This is a genomic window from Geobacillus sp. E263, from assembly GCF_007197795.1.
GTDB classification, from domain to species: Bacteria; Bacillota; Bacilli; order Bacillales; family Anoxybacillaceae; genus Parageobacillus_B; species Parageobacillus_B toebii.
On the sequence record NZ_CP041632.1, the window covers coordinates 1,311,954 to 1,335,737 of the forward strand.

Genomic DNA, 23,784 nt, shown 5'->3' on the forward strand with positions numbered 1-23,784 from the left:
ACTGTCAATCTTTCCTGGATGAAATATGCGATGGGTTTAATGCGATGTATGGGGAAGAGCGGCTTAAGCTGAATTGCGACTTTAAAGTGCTTGATGACTGGCGACGGGATGCAGACCGGATGACGAGCGGCGTGCAAATGGAGAAGGTGAATATTTTTCTCCGCCGCACACCGTATCAAATTTTATTGAAAGGTGCCGGCAAGCTGTTTGGAGCATTCCAGCAAAACAATGCGATGTTATATAACAAATACAAGCAGTTTGTTGAAAATCAGGATTATTTAGACGTTACCGAATCTATTGTGAACAAGCTGCTTCTGCAATTCGAATTGTTTGAGAAAGCATTGGAACGAGATATTTCAATCTTCTTCCGAAACCCGTTTGACGTATTGAATCAAACGGTAGAAGAAACGAAAAAAGAAATCAATGAAAAAGAAGAAGAGCTGGAGAAAATGAGATCGAATCCGGAAACGTACCGCGATCCGCTAACATTGTTCGAAGTGAAGCTCCGCCAATACGAGTGGATTGCCATTTCCGCAAAAAGAGTTCTTCAAGTATAATGAGATTGAACGAAAAAATCGGTCTATGGGGCCGATTTTTTCGTTGAAATACAAACATCAAAATTATGGGTGAAGATAGAAGTCCGACTTCTGAATAAAATCACCATCTTCCTCAACTCCCATGGAAGAACGAATAAACTTCCATTATCTGTGGTGAAGCTTGCTTCATGGTTGGATAACGGTGCTTTAATTCAAAAAGGAGTAAAGTTGTTCAACTAACAGGGCAAGTCAGGTGAAAAAGGGGCTATTTTCCTGTGGCACATTAGGATATTAACCGTAATCAAAACAACAATTTCGCAAGCGTCATAATGGGCAAGAATCTATACCTCTTTGAATATGGACGCATACACTATTTTAAAAACAGTTAAGGGGAGATATAAAATGGAAAGACAATTCATTGGAAGTTACGATAGTTATCCTGGTCACGGTTATCATCATGGCCACGGTGGGTATTATCCTGGTCATGGCTATCATCATGGCCACGGTGGGTATTATCCTGGCCATGGCTATCACCATGGTCATGGCGGATATTATCCTGGTCATGGCTATCACCATGGTCATGGTGGGTATTATCCTGGTCATGGCTATCACCATGGTCATGGTGGGTATTATCCTGGTCATGGCTATCATCATGGTCACGGCGGGTATTATCCTGGTCATGGCTATCATCATGGTCACGGCGGGTATTATCCTGGGCATGACAGCTTCCAACGTTAAACTATCGTAGTACTAAAGGAATTGAAATTAAAATTTTAAGTCAGAAAATAATGCTGGATTTCTCTATGTATAGGAATAAATATTAAAAATACCCGTGGTGCTAGTTGAGTTTTAACACTCAACTAGCCTAAGAACAACAAGCGAGTAAGCCAGTAAAATACCATCCAGTGCCGTTTCAAATCCAGAAACCGAGTTCGCTCGAATCTCGGTGATCCGATACGAATCGACTAAAATCGAAAACACGGTTTCAATCACTTTGCGTTTTCGTTTCATCCACTGTTTCCATGCGTCGGATTGGAGAATTCGCTGATTTTTTCGAACGGGCGTCCAAAAAGCGACTCGATGCTCTTCGTACAGCTTCTTTGGCAGTTTTTGGCTGATGTACCCTTTGTCACCTAGGTTATATGGATGTGGAATTTGCGTCATGACGGTTTCAGCGGCCACCCGATCGTGACAAGACGCTTCGGTGACGACATATCCCATCGGAAGCCCTTGGTCGGTGGCCTGCAGATGAAGTTTCAACCCATAGAAAGCGATCTTTTTCGAAGCACAATAGCCAATATCGGCGATTCCACGAAACCGTTTGACGCGATGCATTCGAGCTGAATGACACAACTCGATCGGCAAGCTGTCCACGACCGCATACGCATGGTGTTGCCCGCGCTTGGCCAGCTGGTGCCGAATCCACTTGATCGCAAAGCCAAGCGCTCGGCAGCGACGGTTGTACCGAGAACGCTCAGGGAATAAGTCCTTGGGAAACAAATTCCCAATCACAAACCGATGCCAAGCCCGTTCGGAAGTGAAGCCCAACAACTTTCCAAGGACATGGATGGTGATGATGACTTCGTCTTTCTGTTTCAACAAATGACGATTTCGACGTTGAAGATGAATCTGGATACTCGATAGTTGAGCCGATACAAAAAGCAAAATCGATGCATATTGTTTTTGAAGTTTGACACGATCTGTTGTAAAATGAAAGTGCTCTTGCATGAGAACCTCTCCTTTTGATGTTTGGTTGCACTTTCATTTTAAGGAGTTCCTCATGCAAGGGCTATTTTTATGCTTGTCTGATTTTATCTAGCACCACGGGTTAATTGAAGTATTTCATTATTATAATAGATGGTTTAATATATGTAGTATGCAAGTGATTAGTGGGCAATTAAAGTAAGCATTTCACAATGCTTTCTATGGGAGGGACAAATAACGAATATGAGTACACCATATCATTCGAAATATTATGCATATGAAATAACGAGACGTTCAGTCGTGGATGGTGTCGAGAAGTTATCCCGGTCCCTGTTTGATGCTACCGTTGATTTAAATCCTCATCAAATAGAAGCAGCGTTATTTGCATTACGTTCTCCATTATCCAAGGGAGTCTTACTGGCTGATGAAGTAGGATTAGGGAAAACAATTGAAGCTGGTTTAATTCTTTGCCAATTTTGGGCCGAGAGAAAACGAAAACTCTTAATTATTTGTCCTGCTTCACTCCGTAAACAATGGAGTATGGAGTTGCAAGAGAAGTTCAATTTACCAAGCCTTATTTTAGAAACAAAAACATATCGTGAAGCTATAAGACAGGGGCACTCAAATCCTTTCCTACAGAACTCGATAATCATCACGTCGTACCAGTTTGCAAATAAAATGAGAAATGAGATTCGCTTAGTACCATGGGACTTGGTTGTCATAGATGAAGCACATAAACTACGCAATGTTTATCGAAGCAGCAACAAAATGGGCCAAGGAATTAAATGGGCGCTTGAAAACAGAAAGAAAATCCTCTTAACGGCTACGCCGTTACAAAATTCTTTGTTAGAATTGTACGGGTTGTCACTTTTGATTGATGAACATTTGTTTGGAGATATTACCGCTTTTCGGGCGCAGTACATGAACAGTAAAGGGGATTTACGGGCTCTAAAAGAGCGTCTTAAAGGGTTCTGCCATCGTACATTAAGGAGGCAGGTTTTAGAATACATACAGTATACGGAGAGAAGGCCAATTACTTTCCCTTTTCACCCGAGTGACGATGAGCAAGCGTTATATCAAGCAATTTCCGAATTTTTAATGCGAGAAGATACTTATGCTATACCGCAAAGGCAGCGAACGTTAACCACATTGATTATAAGAAAATTACTTGCTTCATCCTCCCAAGCGCTTGCAGGGACACTTACAACGATGAAAGAGCGTCTTGAGAAGTTACGAGATGGTCTTTTACAACAGGAGGAGGCAGACTGGATTGAGAACATTATTGAAGAAGATGAAATGGGTTCTGACTTGTCCGATGAGGGAATGGAATTGGAAACAGAGGGTCACGATAGGGAAGAGGTAGCAGCAACCGCTGAACAAATCAACGTTAACAAGGAAAAGCTTGAAGCTGAAATTAAAGAATTAGAACGTTATATTCTTTGGGCACGTTCGATTCAGATTGATAGTAAATCGCGTGCATTACTTAAAGCCTTGAAATTAGGCTTTGAGAAAATGCAGGAGATGCAGGCTAGCCGTAAAGCACTTATTTTCACAGAATCTAGAAGGACACAAGAATATTTGAAAAACTTCCTTGAGGCCAATGGTTATGCTGGTAAGATTGTATTGTTTAATGGAACCAATACAGATGCGGAATCCAAGATGATATATGAGAGATGGTTGGATAGACATGGGAAGAGTGGGGACGGAACAATAAGTGGCTCCCGAACTGCAGATATGCGTGCCGCTTTGGTAGAGTATTTTCGTGAAAAAGCAGAGATTATGATTGCCACAGAATCTGCAGCAGAAGGAGTAAATTTGCAGTTTTGTTCTCTAGTGGTTAACTATGACTTGCCCTGGAATCCACAAAGAATCGAACAGCGTATCGGACGTTGTCATCGTTACGGGCAAAAGCACGATGTCGTAGTAATAAACTTCCTCAATCAACGAAATGAAGCAGACCAACGTGTTTATGAATTGCTCGAACAAAAATTTAATTTGTTCACTGGTGTTCTTGGAGCCTCAGATGAGGTTCTTGGTGCGATTGAATCAGGAGTTGACTTTGAGAAGCGTATCCTGGCTATCTATCAACAGTGCCGGACACCCGAAGAAATTAAACAAGGGTTTCAAGCTTTACAAGAAGAGCTTGAACAATCTATTGCCAGCAGAATGGCTGAAACACATCGTGCTCTTTTAGAGAATTTTGACGAAGATGTTCATACTCGTTTGAAAATCAATCTAGATGATGCACAATATCAGTTGGACCGTTTTAGTAAGATGTTTTGGGGATTAACCCGTTTTGTACTAAGAGACAAAGCTGTGTTTAATGAACAAGAGCTTTCTTTCAGTCTTAATGATTCACCTGTTCATAGTGTTGAAACGGGTGATTACCAATTGAATACGAAGGGAAGGAAAGAGCTAGAAAAGGCAACACTTTACCGTCTTTCCCATCCTTTGGGGGAGTATGTAATTGAAGCCGGTAAAGCTCTACCTACTCCACCAGCTGAGCTCGTGTTTGATATCACGAATCACCCTGTGAAAATCAGTGTCGTGGAAGCTTTAAAAGGAAAGAGTGGCTACCTAATTTTGAACAAACTTACTATTGAATCCTACGAAACAGAAGAGTACCTGCTTTTTAATGCTTTCACGGATGACGGAGAACCGATTGACCAAGAAGTATGCGAGAAACTCTTTAATTGCCAAGCTAAAGTTTATCCTCTTAAAGACTGGCCGAAGTCAGTCGAAAAACGATTGATTAGTGAGGCAGAACGTCACGTTGCAGCAACCATTGCCAAGTCACTTGAAAAAAATAACCGCCACTTCCAAGAGGAACGTGAACGATTAGAGAAATGGGCCGATGATTTGATTTTATCAGCTGAAAGAGATTTGGCAGATACCAAGGCAAAAATTAAGGAATTGAAACGCCAGGAAAGGCATGCTACTACATTGGTTGAACAACATGAAATACAGCTTAAAATTAGAGAATTAGAGAAAAAACAGCGGAGACAACGTCAGCAAATTTTTGATGTAGAAGATGAAATCATAGAGAAACGGGACCAGTTGATTGATGAGTTGGAAAAGAGAATGAAACAGAAAACTGAACAAGAAACATTGTTTATGATTCGCTGGAAAGTGGTTTAATGAATAGATAAATTGAGCAATAAAGTAGGAGGGTAATATGAAGACGAAATATGAACAGCTAATCAGTTTGTTAGAAGAGATGTTTCAGTTTGATAACGAAGATTTAGATTTTGGTATTTATCGCATTATGAACCAAAAACGTGAAGAAATAAGAAAGTTTCTTCATCAAGATTTACTACCGCAAGTAAAACAGGCATTTGAAAAGTATCAAAGTGTTGACCAAGTGAATATTCGCAAAGAATTAGAGCAGCTCAAGAAAAGCTTACAAGACGCAGGAGTTGAGCCAGAAACATCTCCAAAATATAAGGCTTTGCAAGAAAAGTTGTCTCAAAGTGTCGACATTAGTGTGTTAGAGAATGAAGTGTATTCTCATTTAATTACTTTCTTTGGCCGTTACTATGATAAAGGAGATTTTGTCTCTCAACGTAGATATAAGAAAGATACATATGCTATTCCTTATGAAGGAGAAGAAGTTAAGCTCTACTGGGCCAACGCTGACCAATATTATGTCAAAACTTCTGAGTATTTTAGGGACTATTCATTTAAGCTACCTTCTGGGAAAAAGGTACACTTTGTTCTAACAGAGGCATCTACAGAGCAAGACAATAATAAAGAACAAGAGGGAAAAGAACGTCGGTTTATCCTATGTGAAGAATCCCCTTTGTATGAGGAGCAGGGGGAACTTTATATTCGTTTTGTATACAGAGTGGATAAAGAGAAACAAGCGGTGTTAAATCAACGGGCTATCGAGAAGATTTTAAGAACTGAAGGTTACACTGATTGGATTCAAGAGTTATGCACGTTGGCACCAACAGAGAAAAACAAGGAACGAACATTGCTTGAGAAGCATTTAAATGACTATACTACTAAAAATACTTTTGACTATTTTATTCATAAAGACCTCGGCGGCTTTCTGAGACGTGAATTAGACTTTTATATCAAGAATGAAATTATGCACTTGGATGATTTAGATACGGAAAACGAAGCTCAAATTGAGCAATATTTATCCAAAATAAAGGTTATCAAAAGTATCGGACATAAAATCATTAAATTCTTAGAGCAAATCGAAAATTTCCAGAAAAAACTTTGGTTGAAAAAGAAGTTTGTTGTGGAGACAAATTATTGTGTCACGCTGGACCGTGTACCAGAGGAATTATACCCAGAAATTGTGCAGAATTTTGAGCAAATTGAAGAGTGGAAACGTTTATTTGCTATTGAGGATATTTCCGGTTATTGTGAGCCATTAACAGTAGAGTTTCTGAAATCAAATCCATATTTGGTTTTGGATACCAAATTTTTTGATAGGTCATTTGTTGAAAAATTATTAATGGGAATTGACGATATTGAAGGCCAATTAGATGGCGTACTCATCAGAAGTGAGAATTTCCAAGGACTTAACCTAATAAGAAAACGTTATGAGAGACAGGCTAAATGTATCTATATTGACCCACCTTATAATACAGGGCCTTCTGAAATTCTTTATAAAAATAATTTTAAACACTCTTCATGGCTTAGTTTAATTGAAAATAGATTAAATATATCCAAAAACCTCCTAAAAGATAAAGGGGTTATTATTATTGCAATAGATGATTATGAACTAGTTCATTTATGTCAATTAGTAGATAATATACTTCCGAGTTATGAGAGAAACATTATTGTTGTTAATCATCATCCCCAGGGAAGTGGAGGGAAAAACATTTCACGAACCCATGAATATGCGGTAGTCTTAACTCCTAAAGGAATGGATATTTTAAGGGGAAGTGTGAAAGAGGATTATGTAGAACATAGGAGTTTTATGCGAAGCGGTACCGCTGAGAATAATTTTAGATATGGACGCCCTAATAGTTTTTATGCAATTTTGGTCGATGAGGCAACCTTTGAAATTAAGGGAATAGAGAAACCTCCCACTGGAAGTGATTATCCAAAGGGGAAGACAGAAGAAGGATGGGTTAGAGTATACCCTTTGAGTAGGGATGGAAGTGAAAGGGTATGGAGATTATCGTATGAGGGCGCATGTCGGGCATTAGAAAATAACGGATTATATTGTTCACCGAACTTAACGATTTATCAAGTGATAAATCACAATAAAAAGAGAGTTACATTATTTAGTAATTGGATAGATAAAAAATACAATGCTGGAACTCACGGGACAAATTTAATATCGGATTTATTTGGAGTAAATGGTTTGTTTTCGTATCCAAAATCATTATATACTGTTTCAGATATTGTAGATGCTTCGACATATGATGAAGAAGGAGCATTAATTATTGATTATTTTGCTGGGTCTGGAACAACGGGTCATGCAGTAATATCTTTAAATCGAGAGGATAACGGAAACCGAAAATATGTGCTTATTGAAATGGGCGAATACTTTGATACAGTATTAAAACCTCGAATACAAAAAGTCATTTACTCAAAAGATTGGAAAGACGGTAAACCTGTCTCTCGCGAGGGCATTAGTCATATGTTCAAGTATATTCGCCTTGAGTCTTATGAAGATACATTAAACAATCTCGAAATTAAACGAACAGAGCAACAACAATTGGCATTGGACTTGATGCCAACAGAAACTCGTGAGGAGTACCTTCTATCCTATATGCTTGATATCGAAACGAAAGATAGCGCTTCGCTCTTAAATCTTGATGTATTCGAAAATCCGTTTGATTACAAATTAAAAATTTCCGACGGTACAGAAACGACAGTAAGAACGGTCGATGTGGTAGAAACTTTTAATTATTTGCTAGGACTTACAGTTCGGCAAATGGAAGTCGTTCAAGGATTTAAAGTGATTAAGGGAGAATTGCCTACTGGAGAGAGAGCACTCATTATCTGGAGAAATCTAAAAGAGAAGTCAAATGAGGATTTGGAAAGGTTCTTTACTAAAAGCAAGTATAATACCCGTGATAACGAGTTTGACTATATCTATGTTAATGGTGACAATCACTTAGAAAACATCAAATTGCAAGGGGACATGTGGAAAGTAAAACTAATTGAAGAAGAATTTAAGCGTCTCATGTTTGATGTGCAAGATGTGTAAAGGGGGGAATCGAGATGCCGAGAAATTCAAACAGAGCAACTACTATTCCCTTTAACAAACGGCTTGTTTTGAACCGTTTTATGCTTCATTTATTTGAAGCGGATGATTTTGATGATTTAGTAATGGGGATGAAAGAGCCGGAATTAGAGGGGTGGGATAGTGATAACATATCCCACTTCTACCACTTTCTTTCCAATCGGACTTTTGACCGTCAAAAGTTAAGTAATGAGATGTTACGTCAGTATGATGAAAATATTGTAAGACATACAATGCGTATCAATCTAAAGAGAAAAGAAGCGATTAAGTGGAAATACTTCCAATATTTATCCCTCTTGTTTACAGAAATATATCTGGACCGTTATTTTACGGACCCAGAAGCGTTGTTGAATGAGTTAAATAACTTCTTAGATACATTCAATGCAAAGGAAAATGCTCAAATTGACAAGTACAGCCGAGAGGACTTAAATAAGTTAGCCTTTTGGAACGCAACAGGTTCTGGAAAAACGCTATTGATGCATGTGAACATATTACAATATTTGCATTACTTATCAAAGCATCGTAAAGAAAATGAGCTAAATCAAATTATCCTTCTTACTCCAAAGGAGGACTTATCCATTCAGCATTTAAGAGAATTTGAGCTTTCTGGAATCGATGCAGAATTGTTTGATAAAGACCAGGGTAGCCTGTTCCGTCAGCAAAGTGTGACCATCATTAATATCCAAAGAATCAGAGAGGAGTCCGGGGAAAAGACGGTAGCCGTTGATACATTCGAAGGTAACAATTTGGTTCTTGTGGATGAGGGACATCGTGGTTCACGTGGACAAGAGTGGAAGAGAATGCGAGACCGTTTAAGTGAACAAGGGTTTGCATTCGAATATTCGGCAACATTTGGTCAAGCAGTTTCAGGAAATAAGGACTTACAACAAGAATACGCCAAGTGTATCTTATTTGATTACTCCTACCGTTATTTCTATAGGGATGGATTCGGAAAGGATTTTCAAATCCTGAATTTGGCTGATGATTCAAATGAGGATATTCGTCGTCTCTACTTAACAGCATGTTTGGTAACATTCTATCAACAGCTTAAGCTATATCAAGAGCATGAGCATTCTATACGACCTTTTCTGATTGAAAAACCTTTATTAGTGTTTGTAGGAAGTAGTGTAAATGCAGTTAGAAGAGAAAGAGGGAAAAAGGTTTCTGACGTAACAGATGTTCTTTTATTCATTGCACAATTTGCAAAAGAAGAAAGACGAAGTATATCATATCTAGAGCGGTTAATGAATGGTAATGCTGGTTTACGGGACGAAAAAGGCAGGGAAATATTCCGTAATGCATTTACCTATTTAACAACGTTGGAAATGACCCCGGAAGCTCTATACGCGGATATGTTATCTACAGTCTTCCATGCAAGTCATTCTGGAGCAGTGTTACATGTTGTGAATTTGAAGGGAGTAGACAATGAAATTGCTTTACGATTGGGGGACAATAAGCCATTTGGTGTTATCAATGTAGGTGACGCCGCGGCATTATGCAAACTATGTGAAACGTATCCTGAGTTACATGTAACGGAAGAACAATTTAGAGATTCTTTGTTTCATCGGTTAAATGAGCGTGAATCGGACATTCATGTACTGATTGGTTCCAAGAAGTTTACAGAAGGTTGGAGTAGCTGGCGGGTAAGTACCATGGGGCTAATGAATATGGGGAGGGGTGAAGGTGCGGAGATTATTCAACTCTTTGGTCGTGGTGTACGCCTTAAAGGATATGGGATGAGTTTGAAGCGAAGTGAAGCTTTACGATTAGAAAATACAGATATTCCACATCATATTAAGGTTTTAGAAACACTTAATATTTTTGGTGTTCGAGCTGATTATATGCAGCAGTTTAGAGAATACCTTGAGGATGAAGGAATAAAAACGGATAACGATAAGGAAACCATACACTTAAAAGTTATTCCTGATTACGCAAGAAGAAAGATAAACTTAAAAACCCTTGCCCTAAAGGATATCGATATCAACTCCTTTAAGAAAAAGGGGCCAAAACCTTCCCTTGAACCAGCGACCGAAGAAATGAATTTAAAAGTAATATTGAATTGGTACCCTAAAATTCAGAGGACAGAAAGCCGAAAACAGTTCTCTTCACAAGCATCGGTAATACCTGATGTAATGGATGAGTGTAAGTTAGAGTCCATGCACCTTGCATTCATGGATATAGACCGGATATATTTTGAACTTCAAAAGTTTAAAAATGAACGTTCTTGGTACAATCTCAAGCTTTCAAAAGAAAAGATTAAAGAACTACTCAACAGACAGGATTGGTATATCCTTTATATTCCGAAAGCGGAGATGGTCTTTGATTCTTTTCAAAAGGTCAAAAGATGGGAAGAGATTGCAATTTCCCTATTGAAGAAGTATTGTGAGCAATATTATTTGTACCGAAAAAAAGAGTGGGAAGCTCCTTTTATGGGGTACAAGGATTTAAACGAAGAGGATAAGAACTTTATTCGTGAGTATCGCGTAACTTATGATACATCTGAAACGACCTTGAAAACAAAGCTAGAGCAGCTTCAGAAGATGCTTGAATCAAACAACATGAAGCCGGTTCAACATGGTACAATGGAAATATTTGATTTTGAGCAACATCTTTATAAACCTCTAATTTATCTAGAGGGCAATGTGGCTACTGTATCACCGAAACCACTGAACAAGGGTGAATACCAATTTATTAATGATTTACGAGCTTACTATGAGAAGAATAAAATCTTCTTCCAAGACAAAGAGTTATATTTGCTACGTAATCAATCAAGAGGTAAAGGAATTGGATTCTTCGAAGCGGGAAATTTCCATCCGGATTTTATCTTATGGATTCTCTATCAGGGTAAGCAATACATCACATTTGTTGACCCCAAAGGCATAAGAAACATGTCTGTGTATGATAAGAAAATCCAGTTTTACCGGACCATCAAGGAGAAAGAAGCTGAACTTGGGAATAGCTCCATTGTGCTGAACTCGTTCATCATTTCAAATACGGAATATGTAAATCTCTTAAATACAGGAACAAAGTTAAGCAAAGAAGAGCTTGAGAACTTTAATGTATTGTTCCAAGTAGAGGACAAAGCAACATACATTGGTAAGATGATTAACAAGATTCTAGCATAAACAGAGGTAGCTTCAAGTTACCTCTGCTTTTTTATAGGCTACCCTGAAAATGGGTGGTATACAAAGATATGAACCTAATAGCATGGACAATACAGCTTATTTTAATGCATTGTTGTTCCAAAAATTAACAAGAATGTCTCTGTTAAAGAATGGTGTTGTTTCTTTTTAAGCTCTCACAGAAGAACGAATTACCTTCCATCATCTGTAGTGAAGCTCACTTTATGGTTGGTTAGCGGGCGCTTTAATTGATATAGATGTAGAGGTGGGGATATTAAAAATCTAAACACCTTTTTTCATTTTCATGTACATGTGAAACTCTTTCAGCCACTCCCTACAAAAATTTCCGATATGATTACACTTAACAGAAAAAGAAAAATAAGAACATTTTTGCTTGATGAATATACATTTCCATTGAAAATAAATAACGATGTAACAAAATGTGAATGCAAAAGTAATATCAGAACGATTGGGACACTCTTCAACCCACATCACATTAAATCAATATAGCCACGTCCTCCCAAGTATGCAGAAAGACGTGGCTAGTAAGTTAGATAACTTATTTGAAGCGCAAATTTTCAGTTTTATGATCAACGTGTGGTAAACGCATCACTTCCACCATTATTTCCATTCAAACGCCCAATTTCCGTTGCGGAAAATTGGTTCGCGCTTGCCGTCTTTCGTGACGCCATCGATGTTTAGTTCGGCAGAGCCAACCATAAAATCTTCATGGATGAGGCTATCGTTGACACCATGTTTGTCGAGTTCCTCTTTGGACATAGCGGTGCCGTTTTGAATGTTCGTTGGGTATGCTTTTCCGAGCGCTAGGTGACATGCCGCGTTTTCATCGAACAATGTGTTATAGAAAATTAAATTCGATGTGGAAATCGGTGATTGATGTGGAACGAGTGCCACTTCTCCTAACCGGCGCGCACCTTCGTCCGTGTCCAATAAATGCTTTAATATTTCATATCCTTTTTCAGCAGTGAAGTCAACGACTTTTCCATCTTTAAACGTAAGGGTAAATCCATCTATCAGGTTGCCGTTATAATTAAGCGGCTTTGTATTGCGCACTATTCCGTTTACTCCGTCTTTATGCGGCATCGTAAACACTTCTTCTGTCGGGATGTTCGGGTTGAAACGAACGCCTTTCTCGCTGACGGCCGCACCGCCATGCCATACATGGTTTTCTACAAGTTCGATCGTTAAGTTTGTTCCAGGCGCTTCATAGATGAGTTGTTTATATTGTTTATTGTTTAAGTAATCAACGATTTTGGCGAGTCGGTCGTTATGTTGCTGCCACGCTTGGATAGGGTCGTCCTGGTCGACGCGGGTAATGCGGAATATCGCCTCCCATAACTTGTCGATCGCTTCTTCTTCGCTGAGGTCTGGAAATATTTTTTTCGCCCACGCCGGCGTAGGAACGGAGATCAATGACCAACAGTTTTTATCCGCCATTAAGGCACTGCGATAATTGCGTAATGCTTGAGATGCGGTTTTATTTGCTGTTGCGATTCGTTTCGGATCAATGTCTTTCAATAAATCCGGGTTTGGCGAATAAATGGATAAAAATGCCGCTCCTTCTTCCGCAAGCTGTTCCATTCCTTTCGCACGCCACATTGGATATTCCAAAAACGCTTCGTCGGGAGCATATTTGAATTTAATGTATGTAAGATCTTCGTCATTCCATTCGACATAGACGTGTTTGGCGCCGACTTCATATGCTTTTTTTGCGATTTTCCGCACGAGCGGCGCGGCTTCAAGCGGGGCGTTCACAAAAAGCGTTTGACCTTTTTGGACGTTGACGCCGACTTGAACAGCAAGCGCGGCATATTTTTCTAAATTTTGCTCCCAATTGCTCACGTTTTTCACTCCTCGCTTTTCATAATTATTTATGTAGAATTTTATTATATATGAAGAACTCGGAACATTCAAATATTTGGATGAATTGGTATTGCTAAAAAGGCGAGAAACAATTGGTCAGAAAGTATAAGACGAAGATACAGCCATTGATGTTAGTTTAACGTTTTTCTCAAGAAGTTTATCACCTCAAGATGGAATGTAGGTAGAAGAGGTTCATTCAATGGATTTCAACGCGAATATTATTTTGCTTTCTATCCATCATTCTCTAAAACGGTTACGGTTGGCCGAAATAACGAATCAATTAGCATCCTTATAGTCGTTTCTAATATGCCAAGCTCTTATTTTGTTTATGAAAGACGCATAATGATTGTAGATGCGGAATAATTTGAATAATAACCATGTCTCGTTGGAGAAAAGGAAATCGAAATACTGTGTAGTCTATTTGCATCGTCTTTACCGATGATGCGCCCAGTAGACATCAGCCAGTATCGTCATTGTGTGTGATGGTTTATACTGGCTTTTTGTTTTGCTGTGATGAGTTTCGTTTACGAAAGGAGGGAGCATCGTCGCGAGTTATTTTTAATGTTGAAGGGCGTGCAACGAATGAGCGGAAGCAATGATAGGCAGACAGGGCTGTATGTCTATGGAGGGAGGAGAATTTGGATGAAAACAGCGGATATTATCATTGTCGGCGGGGGAGTAATGGGGTCGAGCGTAGCTTTTCATCTTCGAAAAATTGGCTTTGATGGCAGAATTGTTGTCTTTGAAAAAGACCCTTTGTACGAGTTTTCGTCTACGCCAAGAAGCGCGGGAGGAATTCGACAGCTATACACGACGCCGATCAACATTCAATTAAGTCGATATAGCCTGCAAATATATAAGCAATTTCCTGAAACGATGGCGATCGATGGCGAACCGGCGGAGATTCATTTTCGTCAAAACGGATATCTCTTTTTGGCTACGAAAGAAATGCTTCCATCGTTGAAAAAACATTGCTCGCTGCAAAACCAATACGGCGTTCCGTCGCAAGTATTATCAGCCCAAGAGTTGCTGAACATCATTCCCGAACTAAATATCGATGATTTAGCGGGCGGGCTTTATTGCCATGAAGATGGCTATTTAGATCCTTATTCGGTTATGCAAGGATATAAGAAAAATGCCCAGCGATTAGGAGTGGAATATATTTATAAAGAAGTAGAGACAATTACAACCGATGAAAACAAAGTGAGCGGAGTTCGGCTTGTAGATGGCACCGTGCATCACTCTCCGACCGTGATCAACTGCGCCGGGGCATGGGGAGTATATCTTAGCGAAAAAATCGGAGTTCCGTTGCCGGTCCATCCGTTAAAACGGCAAATTTTCCAATTTGACGTAGCAACACCGTTAAAAAAGGAATTGCCGCTGACCATTGATCCAACCGGCGTGTATTTCCGCCATGAAGGAAGTAAAATTTTATCGGGCTTTTCCGAAGATACAAAGCCGGGAATTGATTTCACTGTGACACGTTCCTTGTTTTATGAACAAATGTGGCCGATTTTGGCGCAGCGCATTCCAAACTTTGAAGCGGTGAAGGTAACAGCGGCGTGGGCAGGACTGTATAGCTTTAATACGGCAGACCATAACGCCATTATCGGAAAACATCCGTCACTGCATGGGTATTATATGGCGCTCGGATTTAGCGGGCATGGCATGCAGCAGGCTCCGGGAGTCGGTATAGGACTGGCTGAATTAATTTATTACGGAAAATATAAAACGATTGATCTCACTCCTTTGCGTTTTGAGCGGTTTGCGGAAAACGATCCCGTGTTGGAAGATGCTGTTGTGTAAATGCTGTAAGGCATGTTTCCATAAGCAGAGGAAAGGAGGATACGCAATGTTAGTGCTTGATGAAAAAACAATGCTCGAAACCGTTTCGATGAAAGATGTCATGGAAGCGATGGAGCGGGCATACCGTCTCTATGAGAATAAACAGTACGAAATGCCGCTAAGAACTCAGCTTCAAGACAATGAAAATACATTTTTGTTAATGCCTTCGATTGCCCATCAATCGTTTAGTTTGAAAATTGTAAGCGTTTTCCTGGGTAATCAACAGCATCCTGTAACGCAAGGAATCGTTATATTAATGGACCGTCAAACAGGGTGTCCGAAGGCGCTGTTCAATGGTGCTGCCTTAACGGGTTTGCGCACGGGAGCGATAGGGGGATTAGCGGTAGATTATTTATCTCCAGCCGATGTAAAAAACGTCGGACTAATCGGCACCGGATATCAAGGGCTATATCAATTGCTAGCCGTTTGCGCGATCCGCAACATTGACCGCATTTACTTATATAATCGAACATCTTCAAAGTATCCTGCTTTTATTGCCGCACTGAAAAACCGTCTTCCATCGGAAGTGGAAATCCACATTGCCGCACAACCACTCGATTTAGTTCAACACTCCGACGTAATTATCACCGCTACGACATCATCAATGCCTGTGTTGCCAGATGAAACAAATATATGGAACGGCAAATTAATTGTTGGAATCGGGTCATACCAGCCTCATATGAGAGAATTTCCTGATGCGTTATATAAAAACGCGATATGCATATTTGTCGATACGCTCGATGCCATAAAAGAAAGTGGAGATATCCGCTATCCAATGGAACGGAGTTGGCTAACGGAATTGCAAATGATTGCTTTTTCTAAAGTCGTCACAAACAAGGTGAATCATACTTTTCAAGCAGATTGTCCGACTATCTTCAAGTCTACTGGCATGGCGCTGTTTGACCTTGTTGTTGCGGAAATGATGTATGAAAGAGCAATGGCAAAACAGACGGGTGCGTACGTCCATTTGTAAACCTGCCAAAAGGAGTGAGCTCCATTGCAAACGATCATTATGGTTGAATTTATTCTATATTGTTTATTTATGTTAGTCATTGGTTACTTGTATAGTAAAAGAGATATTAACCATTCCGATTTTCTTTTAGGCGGAAAAAAGCTTCCAGGATGGGCTTTAGCATTTTCGGAAAGAGCTACCGGCGAATCTGCTTGGCTGCTGTTAGGATATACGGGCTTTGTGTTTGCGACCGGTTTATCGGGAATTTGGGTAGCAATCGGAATTTCGCTAGGAATTATCTTTTCATGGCTGTTTTTAGCAAGGAGGTTTATGGAAGAAGCAAATAATTATAAAGTGCTGACATTGCCGGGTTATTTAGCTAAGCGGTTTGGAGCGCACGGAAAAATAATTTTATGGATTTCTACAATTCTTATTCTTAGCTTTATGATGTTTTATTTTGGCGCACAAATTGCAGGAGCGGGAAAAACCCTTTTCACTGTTTTTCGTATTGATCCTGTGATTGGAATGATTATCAGCACAATCATCGTGGTTGTTTTATCGTATGTAGGAGGATTTATAAGTGTTGTATGGACGGATATGATTCAAAGCTTAATCATGCTTGCGACGCTGGTAGTGCTTCCGATTGTTGCTTTGTTTCATATTTATAGCGGAGATTTATCCATCAGCCAGGCGCTGCAAGCCGCTGAGCCGGGGATTGATTCGTGGACTGGCGGAGTGACGGGATTCGCCTTAGGATTATTGCTGTTTAATAACTTTGCTTGGTTTTTTGGCTTTCTTGGCGGCCAGCCGCAATTGAGCGCGCGTTTTATGGCGTTGAAGAATGGCAAAGAGGCCAAAACCGCCAGCATCGTGGCGATTGTATGGACGCTTTTAGCTTATAGTGGCGCGTTTTTAATCGGAATTACCGCCATTACGTTGTATCAAGGCCATCATTTTGCTGATGTAGAAACGGTTTTACCGCATATGGTGTTGGATCTTTTGCCGCCGTGGATTGCCGGAATATTGCTGTCTGGCATTCTTGCTGCGATCATTTCCACAGCCGACTCCCAGCTTCTCGTTGTCACTAGCTCCATTAGTGAAGATATCATTCGAAACGCGTTAGGAGTGAAATTAACAGAAAAACAATTGGTGAAAATTTCAAGAATTGTTGTCATTATTGCGGGAATAGCAGGGCTAATCATTGCGTTAACGTCTAAATCGCTAGTCTATCTTGTCGTCAGCTGGGCGTGGGCGGGAGTCGGATGTACGCTGTCGCCGGCGATCATTTTGACGTTCATTTGGAAACGATATTCCGGTATTGGTGTGATTGCGACGATCATTGCCGGGTTTGCCAGCACGATTATTTGGATTTCCTCACCTCTTGAAGCAATCATCAGCTCACGTTTTACGACTTTCTTTATTGCCATGCTCGCTGGGGTTCTATTTAGTCTCCTTTTCCCAGATAAAGAAGAAATGAAAGAAATTCCGACTGAAACAACCATATAATATTTCATAATTGTTAAAAGGAAACATCTCCATTCATCGTTGAGGAGGTGTTTCCTTTACGCAAACATTCAACACAGACAAGCGATTTATGTTATAACGAAATGAATGCTGGAAACCAATGTAGAAAAGAGATTACAATAAAATTACCACTATTTATACAATAAAAATGTTATGTTAACAATACCCGGAAGGAGAAAACAACCATGACGCAAACGAGCCAAAAGTTGCAAGAGCATGAAGAGATGTTGCATCTTTCTAGAAAACTAGCGAAAATTTATTGTGATCTTCCGATAGCGTTGCGAATCGAGGAGGCGAAGTGGGACGTAGACAAAGAAAAAGTGGAGCAGGCTTTCCTCGCTTTAGAATTCAAAGGGGTGGACCGTTTGTTGACATATACGTAAAAGGCAGTTTCAAACTGGATTTTACGTATATGCCATCTCATGTAATCGCTATCATTCAACATCAACCCATGTTTGGGCCCACTCTTCAATCGCTTCAATTACCGTTTGCAAAGCACGCCCTTTTTCGGTCAACGTATATTCAATACGCACTGGCACTTCCGGATATACGTTGCGGTTTACAATTCCTTCTTCCTCTAACTCTTTTAATCGTTCTGAAAGCAGGCGCCCGCTGATTGGAATCGACGCTTCGATTTCGGAAAAGCGCGTTTTTCCTTCTAACAATTGACTAATAATAAGGCCGACCCATCGTTTGCTTAATAATTTCATTGCGGCTTCGAATTTAGGGCATAAATTCGATGGAGAACAGGACGTTTGTATCATTTTTTTCCTCATATTTCCCACCTTTAAGAATATATTGAATACGTTCACCGTTATTATAGTTCTATTTTACGATATATTAAAAAAAAGGAAAAGACGGAAAATGCTATATGGATGTAACCGCTTGCGCACGATTTCATCCTTCCCGTTTCGTTGCGAAGTTGTCAAAACTTTATTAAGAAATTGTGAAATAGTGAACAAAATCATTTTCATCCCTATAAAAAATAGTACGATATAAGTGTAAGGAACAAAAAAATGGGAGGGGATGAAACATGTTTGTAAAATGGCTGCGCGAACATGCAAGCTCTGCTGCAATACTAACATTGTTTCGCTTATATCTTGGATATGCTTGGATCACGGCAGGATGGCATAAAATAGTGGATGGATTTGACGCAACAGGATTTTTAAAAGGCGCGCTCGCAAAAGCATCTGGTGAGCATCCAGCCGTACAAAGTTGGTGGGCTGCTTTTATCGAACATTTTGCCTTGCCAAACGTCGAGGTGTTCAATGTGTTAGTGCCTTGGGGTGAATTATTAGTAGGTATTGCACTTATTCTTGGTCTTTTTACAACGTTTGCTGCGCTGATGGGAGCAGTCATGAACTTCGCATTCATGTTCTCTGGAACAACTAGCACCAATCCGCAAATGATTTTACTAACTATGTTCATCCTTGTTGCAGGTGCGAACGCAGGAAGATATGGTCTCGATCGTTGGGCGATTTCTTACATTCGTAAATTTATGAACAAAACGCCTCGTCCACATCGCCCAGTTGCGTTTCATAGATAGATGGATGATCAACGGCCGTGCACTTACGGTTTTAGAAAGTGCTCGGCCTATTTTTTTATTCCTGCGTATAAGCGAAATCTCCCTGAAATATATATAAAGGTGAAATTGGATGTTTCGTGTGTTGGCAGAACAAATACATGCAACGATATTTTCCGTACTTTTATATTATTATCAATTTGTTTTTAACATCGTCTTTTTGCTAGTTTAAGAGTGCGAAATACTCGCTCTTTTTTTCCTTTGATGGTATTATAAGGATGGAAAAGTAGATATCAACAGTTTAGGATGAGGAATCTAAAAAGCTAGGGGAACGAAACGAACGAATGAATGTACAAGGATTTAGCCATGTGACCATTAATGTGAAGAATTTGGCTCGTTCGCTTCGTTTTTATGTAGACATATTAAACATGAAGCTTGTTCATCGCGGACGAAAGGATGCATATTTAGAATGGGGAAGCGCATGGATTTGTTTGCAGGAGCGTCCGGACATGGAAGATCAGTGTCCGCAGATTGGCGTGGATCATGTTGCATTTTTCATCGATGAGCAGCATTTTTGGGAGGCGGTACAGCATTTAAAAGCAAATCATGTGCCGATTGTCCGGGGACCGACTCAGCGCGGCCGCGGTCTTTCGGTCAACTTTCTTGATCCGGATGGCACTCAATTAGAATTGCATACATCCACATTGGCGGAGCGAATGAAGGTATGGAAATAAATACGAGAGGGTAAATGCGATGATAAACACAGCGATAATTGCGGGTATGGTTACCCAGCTAGTCATTTCACTTTTTGTGCCGATTGGCTTGCTTTTATATTTTCGAAAAAAGAAATGGCTTTCGTGGAAACCGTTTGGCATCGGCGTCCTTATTTTTGTTCTATTTTCGCAAGTGCTGGAAAAAGCGCTGCATGTTGTGATGATTGACCCGAGCGGCACCTCATTAAAATGGACGGATAGCGTAGCGTTGTTTGTCCTGTATGCGACATTGGCCGCGGGAATTTTTGAAGAAGTCGGCCGTTATATTGGTTTTCGATGGATGTTAAAAAAGCACCGCGATTATAAAGACGGGCTGTCGTTTGGATTAGGGCACGGCGGCATCGAAGCGATTTTGATCGGCGTGCTTGGCGCCGTTAACGCGATCGTTCTCGCAAGCTTGATTCAATCCGGCGCGTTCGACAAGATGATTGCACCGACGCTTCCGAAAGAACAAGCGGCGTTCTTAAAAGATATGGTGCTGCACACCCCGTTTTCTATGTATGTGTTAGGTGGTCTTGAGCGAGTGTTTGCGATTGCGTTCCACATTGCGATGTCACTTGTTGTATTGCTTGGCGTGCGCGAACGGAAATTTCGCTATGTCATCTATGCGATTTTGCTGCACGCGCTAGTGGATACTGCGCCTGCGTTATACCAAGCGGGCGTTGTCGCGAATGTTTGGCTGATCGAAGCGGTGGTCTTTTTATTCGCGGTCGCTGCATTTTTGTTTACACGTGAAATAAGGAAAAAATTTGAGAGCGGGGGAGAAGGATGAAGATTCACGTCAAACGATTAGATCATGTGCAAATTTGTATTCCAGTGGGAGCTGAAGATGAGGCGCGCGCGTTTTATACGGATTTGCTCGGCTTTACGGAAATTGAAAAGCCGGAAACGCTAAAAGCGAACGGCGGACTTTGGTACCAAGTCGGCGATATCGAGCTCCATATCGGCGTTGAAGACCGTGGCGGCTACAACAGCAAAAGCCATCCCGCATTTGAAGTCGAAAACATTGATGAAGTGCGCCGCTACTTGGAGGAAAATGGCGTTCCGACCAAAGACGAGAAACCGATTCCAGGGGTGAAGCGTTTTTCGTTCCGCGATCCATTCCACAATCGGATTGAGTTTTTGTCGAGAAGATAAGTTCAAGGTAGTTTGCCATGGAAAGAAGCGCTGCTACTGAAAAAATAAGGTTCATCACGCAAGACGTTGAAGCATTGGCTTTTTCCCTCTCTTGCCTCTAGTTGAAGTGGGGGACTTTTCGTTCGGTTATAATAATATTGTTTAATAAAACATTTGACGAAGCGATTTTGTTGAAATCAAATCTACTTTTGTCTAGTGAATGACGAAATCGGCCTTTGCATGTATGTCATTCGTACTTGCACCAAAATAAAACTTCCCTCCTGTACATGAAGCTTTTGGCGTTACAGGGAGGGAAGTGCATCATTAAGGAAGATGAACCGTTTTTACGTGTATTATTTTCCAAAATACAGATTCCCCGCTAGCTGTTACAAGTTCAATGATGTTGTTTTTTACTTGCTTAAGCAATCCGATTTTCATCGGATGATCGCCTAAATCAAATACGGCTAACTGTCCTTCAAATTTTTTTAATTGTTCTTCTAACGATCTTTGCAGTGGAATGTCGGTTGGTTTCACTGGCAGTACTTCATTGCCTAGTGTGTATGGAGTAATGTTTGTCTGATAAGGGGTTAGCCATTTCAGATGGTTTAGAGAAATAAACATCGTCTTATACACTGGTGAGTAGAAAACGAAGTAATCATTTAAAATAGCTGTGATATAGCCATGGATCGATTTATTTCCTGTCACATAAATTTCGACAAAGCGTCCTTTCGCGTTGGTTAATGTTTTCCGATAGGAAATCATGTCATCTTCATCAAAAGGCAATTCAGGTGTCACACCCAATAATTCCGTAGATGGGTTCGTAGATGATCTGATGTTGTGAATGTGCAAATGAGGAATATAAAAATATTCTTTTCCGTTATAAATTACAATGATATCTAACCCTACATCGACAAGTATTCCTGCCAACTGTACTTTTCCAGAGACTTCTAGTTCTACTTGCTTTCCGATTAAAGAATGTAGGTTATTCATTTTCTCCCTCCTTTCAATAGAATAAAGGAAAGTAGTAGATGCACAAATTCGTTTACACTTGTGCATCTACGAGAAAAATGATTTTCGTGTCAGAAGCGGAAAATGACAGGAAATCGGCATTACAACAGCAATATTTATGCAAGCTGCAAGGGACAGACGGTTTTAAAGCAGGGAACATGAAACGATTTATCGTTTCGGATCCCAAATATAATCAATCGTTTTAACGATTGTTTCCTGTGGAGAGCTTCTTCGACTTGAACGCTGTTCTCTGCCCGCTGTTCTGTCATCTTCTCCAACGATGGTTTCCTGTGAAGAGCTTTTTTGACTTGGACGATTGTCTTTGTCTGATGTTCTCCCATATTTTACTTCATATTCCACTTTTGTCCGCTGTTCTCTGCCCGCTGTTCTGTTATCTTCTACTTTGTTGGTCATATTCATATCTTGGGAGTTTTCATTCTCAGCAGCTTCATTATTATTTTGTTGCTGCTGTTGTTGTTTGAGAAAGCCTTTTGTACCAATACTGATGCTTTTAATGTGATAAGGGTAAATCCGAATGACTTCATCATTGTTCACTAACGTATAATGTTCTCCTTCTTCTTGCACAAGAATTCCTTCTGCTGCTTCAGGACCGCCGCGGTTAATAGAGACCCATTTATAAGCAAAATAATCAAATAATTCAAGGAAGTTTTGTGCATGGATGTCATCAAAATAATTATCATAATGGATAGGGGAATTGCTGAGAGGGGTGCTTTGATCGATATTTTGATCGATATTTTGGCTTCTATTTTGCACGCTTATACTTTTGATGTGAGTTGTATTATAAAATACAATGCCATCGTCTTCCGTTAAGAGGCCCATATAATCACCGGCAACGAGGAGCACTATTCCTTTTTTAGATTCAGGACCGCCTTTATTCACCTTGACCATGCTGCCAGTTAAATTTTTTAATAATTCTGTGAAATTATTCACTGACACCAATTCTGGATGATTATCAAAATCGATCGACCATTCAATAGAGTTAGCTTTTGAATTTTCACTGACGTTTTGGGCAAGTTTTAAGTTAGATTCAACAGAGTTAGCTGTTGAATTTTTATCGATGCTTTGAACATGTTTTAAGTTAGCGATTAAATTTTCACTAATGCTTTGGACCTGTCTTAAGTTGCTATAAATATTTTCACTGATGCTTTGGACGATGTTTTGGACATGTTTTAAGTTAGATTCAACAGAGTTAGCTTTTAAATTTTCACTAATGCTTTGGACATGTCTTAAGTTATAGTAAATAATTGCGTTGTCCTTTTTTGCGTTGTTGTTATTGTTTGCGTTGTTATTTTGTTTATTGTCGTTTGATTGCTCTGGCATTAGTGCAACATAATCGGATTGAACATCTAAAAGCCTACCTTCGCAAGATTCTGGTCCCCCTCTGTATACTTTTACTCTTTTGCCCACTAACGATTTTAGATAAGCATTTGACTCCACTGATTGACTATCTTTTTGCTGCCTAATCATTTATTTGTTCCTCCTTGTTTTTTATCCATAATGGTTATTCGTAATGCATATATACGTATCCTATAATTCAAAAGTTATCCATCAATCGCCCAACATGAA

17 protein-coding genes and 1 pseudogene are annotated in these 23,784 nt (G+C 39.9%); 13 read left to right on the forward strand and 5 right to left on the reverse strand.

Annotated elements, in window-relative coordinates; all coding sequences use genetic code 11:
- Nucleotides 1-2: 2 nt before the first annotated feature.
- A pseudogene (locus FNL97_RS06850) lies at nt 3-557 on the forward strand (GTP-binding protein); the annotation flags it as partial.
- 397 nt (nt 558-954) lie between these two features.
- Nucleotides 955-1,284, forward strand: a complete 330-nt coding sequence (locus tag FNL97_RS06855) for a hypothetical protein (protein ID WP_172713568.1) — start codon at nt 955-957, stop codon at nt 1,282-1,284.
- Between the two features lie 101 nt (nt 1,285-1,385).
- Here FNL97_RS06855 and FNL97_RS06860 read toward each other — a convergent pair whose 3' ends face one another.
- Entirely contained in the window at nt 1,386-2,264 is an 879-nt protein-coding gene (locus FNL97_RS06860) for an IS982 family transposase (protein ID WP_143415256.1), read from the reverse strand.
- A 276-nt stretch (nt 2,265-2,540) separates the two neighbouring features.
- Between FNL97_RS06860 and FNL97_RS06865 the strand changes: the two genes are divergently transcribed.
- Genes FNL97_RS06865 through FNL97_RS06875 form a run of 3 tightly spaced genes read left to right on the forward strand, consistent with a single transcriptional unit; the run spans nt 2,541 to nt 11,576 of the window.
- On the forward strand, nt 2,541-5,378 hold the full coding sequence (locus FNL97_RS06865) for an SNF2-related protein (protein WP_286173505.1): 2,838 nt from the start codon (nt 2,541-2,543) through the stop codon (nt 5,376-5,378).
- A gap of 37 nt (nt 5,379-5,415) precedes the next feature.
- Complete coding sequence (locus tag FNL97_RS06870; protein ID WP_015864214.1) at nt 5,416-8,415, forward strand: site-specific DNA-methyltransferase; 3,000 nt, start codon at nt 5,416-5,418, stop codon at nt 8,413-8,415.
- A gap of 14 nt (nt 8,416-8,429) precedes the next feature.
- Nucleotides 8,430-11,576 carry a DEAD/DEAH box helicase family protein gene (locus FNL97_RS06875; RefSeq protein ID WP_143415258.1) on the forward strand — a complete coding sequence of 1,049 codons (3,147 nt, stop codon included), beginning with the start codon at nt 8,430-8,432 and terminating at the stop codon, nt 11,574-11,576.
- 618 nt (nt 11,577-12,194) lie between these two features.
- On the opposite strand, the gene FNL97_RS06885 is transcribed toward FNL97_RS06875, so the two are convergent.
- Complete coding sequence (locus FNL97_RS06885) at nt 12,195-13,436, reverse strand: aminopeptidase (RefSeq protein WP_143415259.1); 1,242 nt, start codon at nt 13,434-13,436, stop codon at nt 12,195-12,197.
- Nucleotides 13,437-14,099: 663 nt separating this feature from the next.
- Here FNL97_RS06885 and FNL97_RS06890 point away from each other — a divergent pair.
- The 4 genes from FNL97_RS06890 to FNL97_RS06905 all read left to right on the forward strand — a co-directional run bounded on the left by FNL97_RS06890 (nt 14,100) and on the right by FNL97_RS06905 (nt 18,161).
- On the forward strand, nt 14,100-15,263 hold the full coding sequence (locus tag FNL97_RS06890; protein WP_143415260.1) for an NAD(P)/FAD-dependent oxidoreductase: 1,164 nt from the start codon (nt 14,100-14,102) through the stop codon (nt 15,261-15,263).
- 46 nt (nt 15,264-15,309) lie between these two features.
- Nucleotides 15,310-16,275 carry an ornithine cyclodeaminase family protein gene (locus FNL97_RS06895; protein WP_143415261.1) on the forward strand — a complete coding sequence of 322 codons (966 nt, stop codon included), beginning with the start codon at nt 15,310-15,312 and terminating at the stop codon, nt 16,273-16,275.
- 24 nt (nt 16,276-16,299) lie between these two features.
- Nucleotides 16,300-17,760, forward strand: a complete 1,461-nt coding sequence (locus FNL97_RS06900) for a sodium/proline symporter (RefSeq protein ID WP_143415262.1) — start codon at nt 16,300-16,302, stop codon at nt 17,758-17,760.
- A gap of 203 nt (nt 17,761-17,963) precedes the next feature.
- Nucleotides 17,964-18,161, forward strand: a complete 198-nt coding sequence (locus FNL97_RS06905; protein WP_062677841.1) for a hypothetical protein — start codon at nt 17,964-17,966, stop codon at nt 18,159-18,161.
- Between the two features lie 51 nt (nt 18,162-18,212).
- On the opposite strand, the gene FNL97_RS06910 is transcribed toward FNL97_RS06905, so the two are convergent.
- A complete protein-coding gene (locus FNL97_RS06910; RefSeq protein ID WP_143415263.1) occupies nt 18,213-18,554 on the reverse strand; it encodes a winged helix-turn-helix transcriptional regulator in 342 nt (113 codons plus the stop codon).
- 257 nt (nt 18,555-18,811) lie between these two features.
- Between FNL97_RS06910 and FNL97_RS06915 the strand changes: the two genes are divergently transcribed.
- The 4 genes from FNL97_RS06915 (at nt 18,812) to FNL97_RS06930 (ending at nt 21,210) form a co-directional block, all read left to right on the forward strand.
- Nucleotides 18,812-19,324 (forward strand): DoxX family protein, encoded by a 513-nt coding sequence (locus tag FNL97_RS06915; RefSeq protein WP_143415264.1) that lies wholly within the window; start codon nt 18,812-18,814, stop codon nt 19,322-19,324.
- Nucleotides 19,325-19,644: 320 nt separating this feature from the next.
- Nucleotides 19,645-20,034: a VOC family protein gene (locus FNL97_RS06920; RefSeq protein ID WP_143415265.1), complete on the forward strand. Its 390-nt coding sequence runs from the start codon at nt 19,645-19,647 to the stop codon at nt 20,032-20,034.
- A 19-nt stretch (nt 20,035-20,053) separates the two neighbouring features.
- Complete coding sequence (locus FNL97_RS06925) at nt 20,054-20,845, forward strand: YhfC family intramembrane metalloprotease (protein ID WP_062756203.1); 792 nt, start codon at nt 20,054-20,056, stop codon at nt 20,843-20,845.
- On the forward strand, nt 20,842-21,210 hold the full coding sequence (locus FNL97_RS06930) for a VOC family protein (RefSeq protein ID WP_143415266.1): 369 nt from the start codon (nt 20,842-20,844) through the stop codon (nt 21,208-21,210). Before FNL97_RS06925 ends, FNL97_RS06930 begins: the two co-directional genes overlap by 4 nt.
- A gap of 303 nt (nt 21,211-21,513) precedes the next feature.
- On the opposite strand, the gene FNL97_RS06935 is transcribed toward FNL97_RS06930, so the two are convergent.
- Both FNL97_RS06935 and FNL97_RS06940 read right to left on the reverse strand, forming a co-directional pair.
- Nucleotides 21,514-22,179, reverse strand: a complete 666-nt coding sequence (locus tag FNL97_RS06935; RefSeq protein WP_143415267.1) for a YwrJ family protein — start codon at nt 22,177-22,179, stop codon at nt 21,514-21,516.
- 186 nt (nt 22,180-22,365) lie between these two features.
- Nucleotides 22,366-23,685 carry a hypothetical protein gene (locus FNL97_RS06940; protein WP_143415268.1) on the reverse strand — a complete coding sequence of 440 codons (1,320 nt, stop codon included), beginning with the start codon at nt 23,683-23,685 and terminating at the stop codon, nt 22,366-22,368.
- Between the last annotated feature and the right edge of the window lie 99 nt (nt 23,686-23,784).

What these genes read in the sequence shown, in the direction of transcription:
- FNL97_RS06905 (WP_062677841.1), top strand. Translation starts at nt 17,964, where the DNA reads ATGACGCAAACGAGCCAAAAGTTGCAAGAGCATGAAGAGATGTTGCAT.
- FNL97_RS06915 (WP_143415264.1), top strand. Translation starts at nt 18,812, where the DNA reads ATGTTTGTAAAATGGCTGCGCGAACATGCAAGCTCTGCTGCAATACTA.
- FNL97_RS06870 (WP_015864214.1), top strand. Translation starts at nt 5,416, where the DNA reads ATGAAGACGAAATATGAACAGCTAATCAGTTTGTTAGAAGAGATGTTT.
- FNL97_RS06925 (WP_062756203.1), top strand. Translation starts at nt 20,054, where the DNA reads ATGATAAACACAGCGATAATTGCGGGTATGGTTACCCAGCTAGTCATT.
- FNL97_RS06935 (WP_143415267.1), bottom strand. Translation starts at nt 22,179, where the DNA reads ATGAATAACCTACATTCTTTAATCGGAAAGCAAGTAGAACTAGAAGTC.
- FNL97_RS06890 (WP_143415260.1), top strand. Translation starts at nt 14,100, where the DNA reads ATGAAAACAGCGGATATTATCATTGTCGGCGGGGGAGTAATGGGGTCG.
- FNL97_RS06895 (WP_143415261.1), top strand. Translation starts at nt 15,310, where the DNA reads ATGTTAGTGCTTGATGAAAAAACAATGCTCGAAACCGTTTCGATGAAA.
- FNL97_RS06940 (WP_143415268.1), bottom strand. Translation starts at nt 23,685, where the DNA reads ATGATTAGGCAGCAAAAAGATAGTCAATCAGTGGAGTCAAATGCTTAT.
- FNL97_RS06875 (WP_143415258.1), top strand. Translation starts at nt 8,430, where the DNA reads ATGCCGAGAAATTCAAACAGAGCAACTACTATTCCCTTTAACAAACGG.
- FNL97_RS06930 (WP_143415266.1), top strand. Translation starts at nt 20,842, where the DNA reads ATGAAGATTCACGTCAAACGATTAGATCATGTGCAAATTTGTATTCCA.
- FNL97_RS06920 (WP_143415265.1), top strand. Translation starts at nt 19,645, where the DNA reads ATGAATGTACAAGGATTTAGCCATGTGACCATTAATGTGAAGAATTTG.
- FNL97_RS06910 (WP_143415263.1), bottom strand. Translation starts at nt 18,554, where the DNA reads ATGAGGAAAAAAATGATACAAACGTCCTGTTCTCCATCGAATTTATGC.
- FNL97_RS06860 (WP_143415256.1), bottom strand. Translation starts at nt 2,264, where the DNA reads ATGCAAGAGCACTTTCATTTTACAACAGATCGTGTCAAACTTCAAAAA.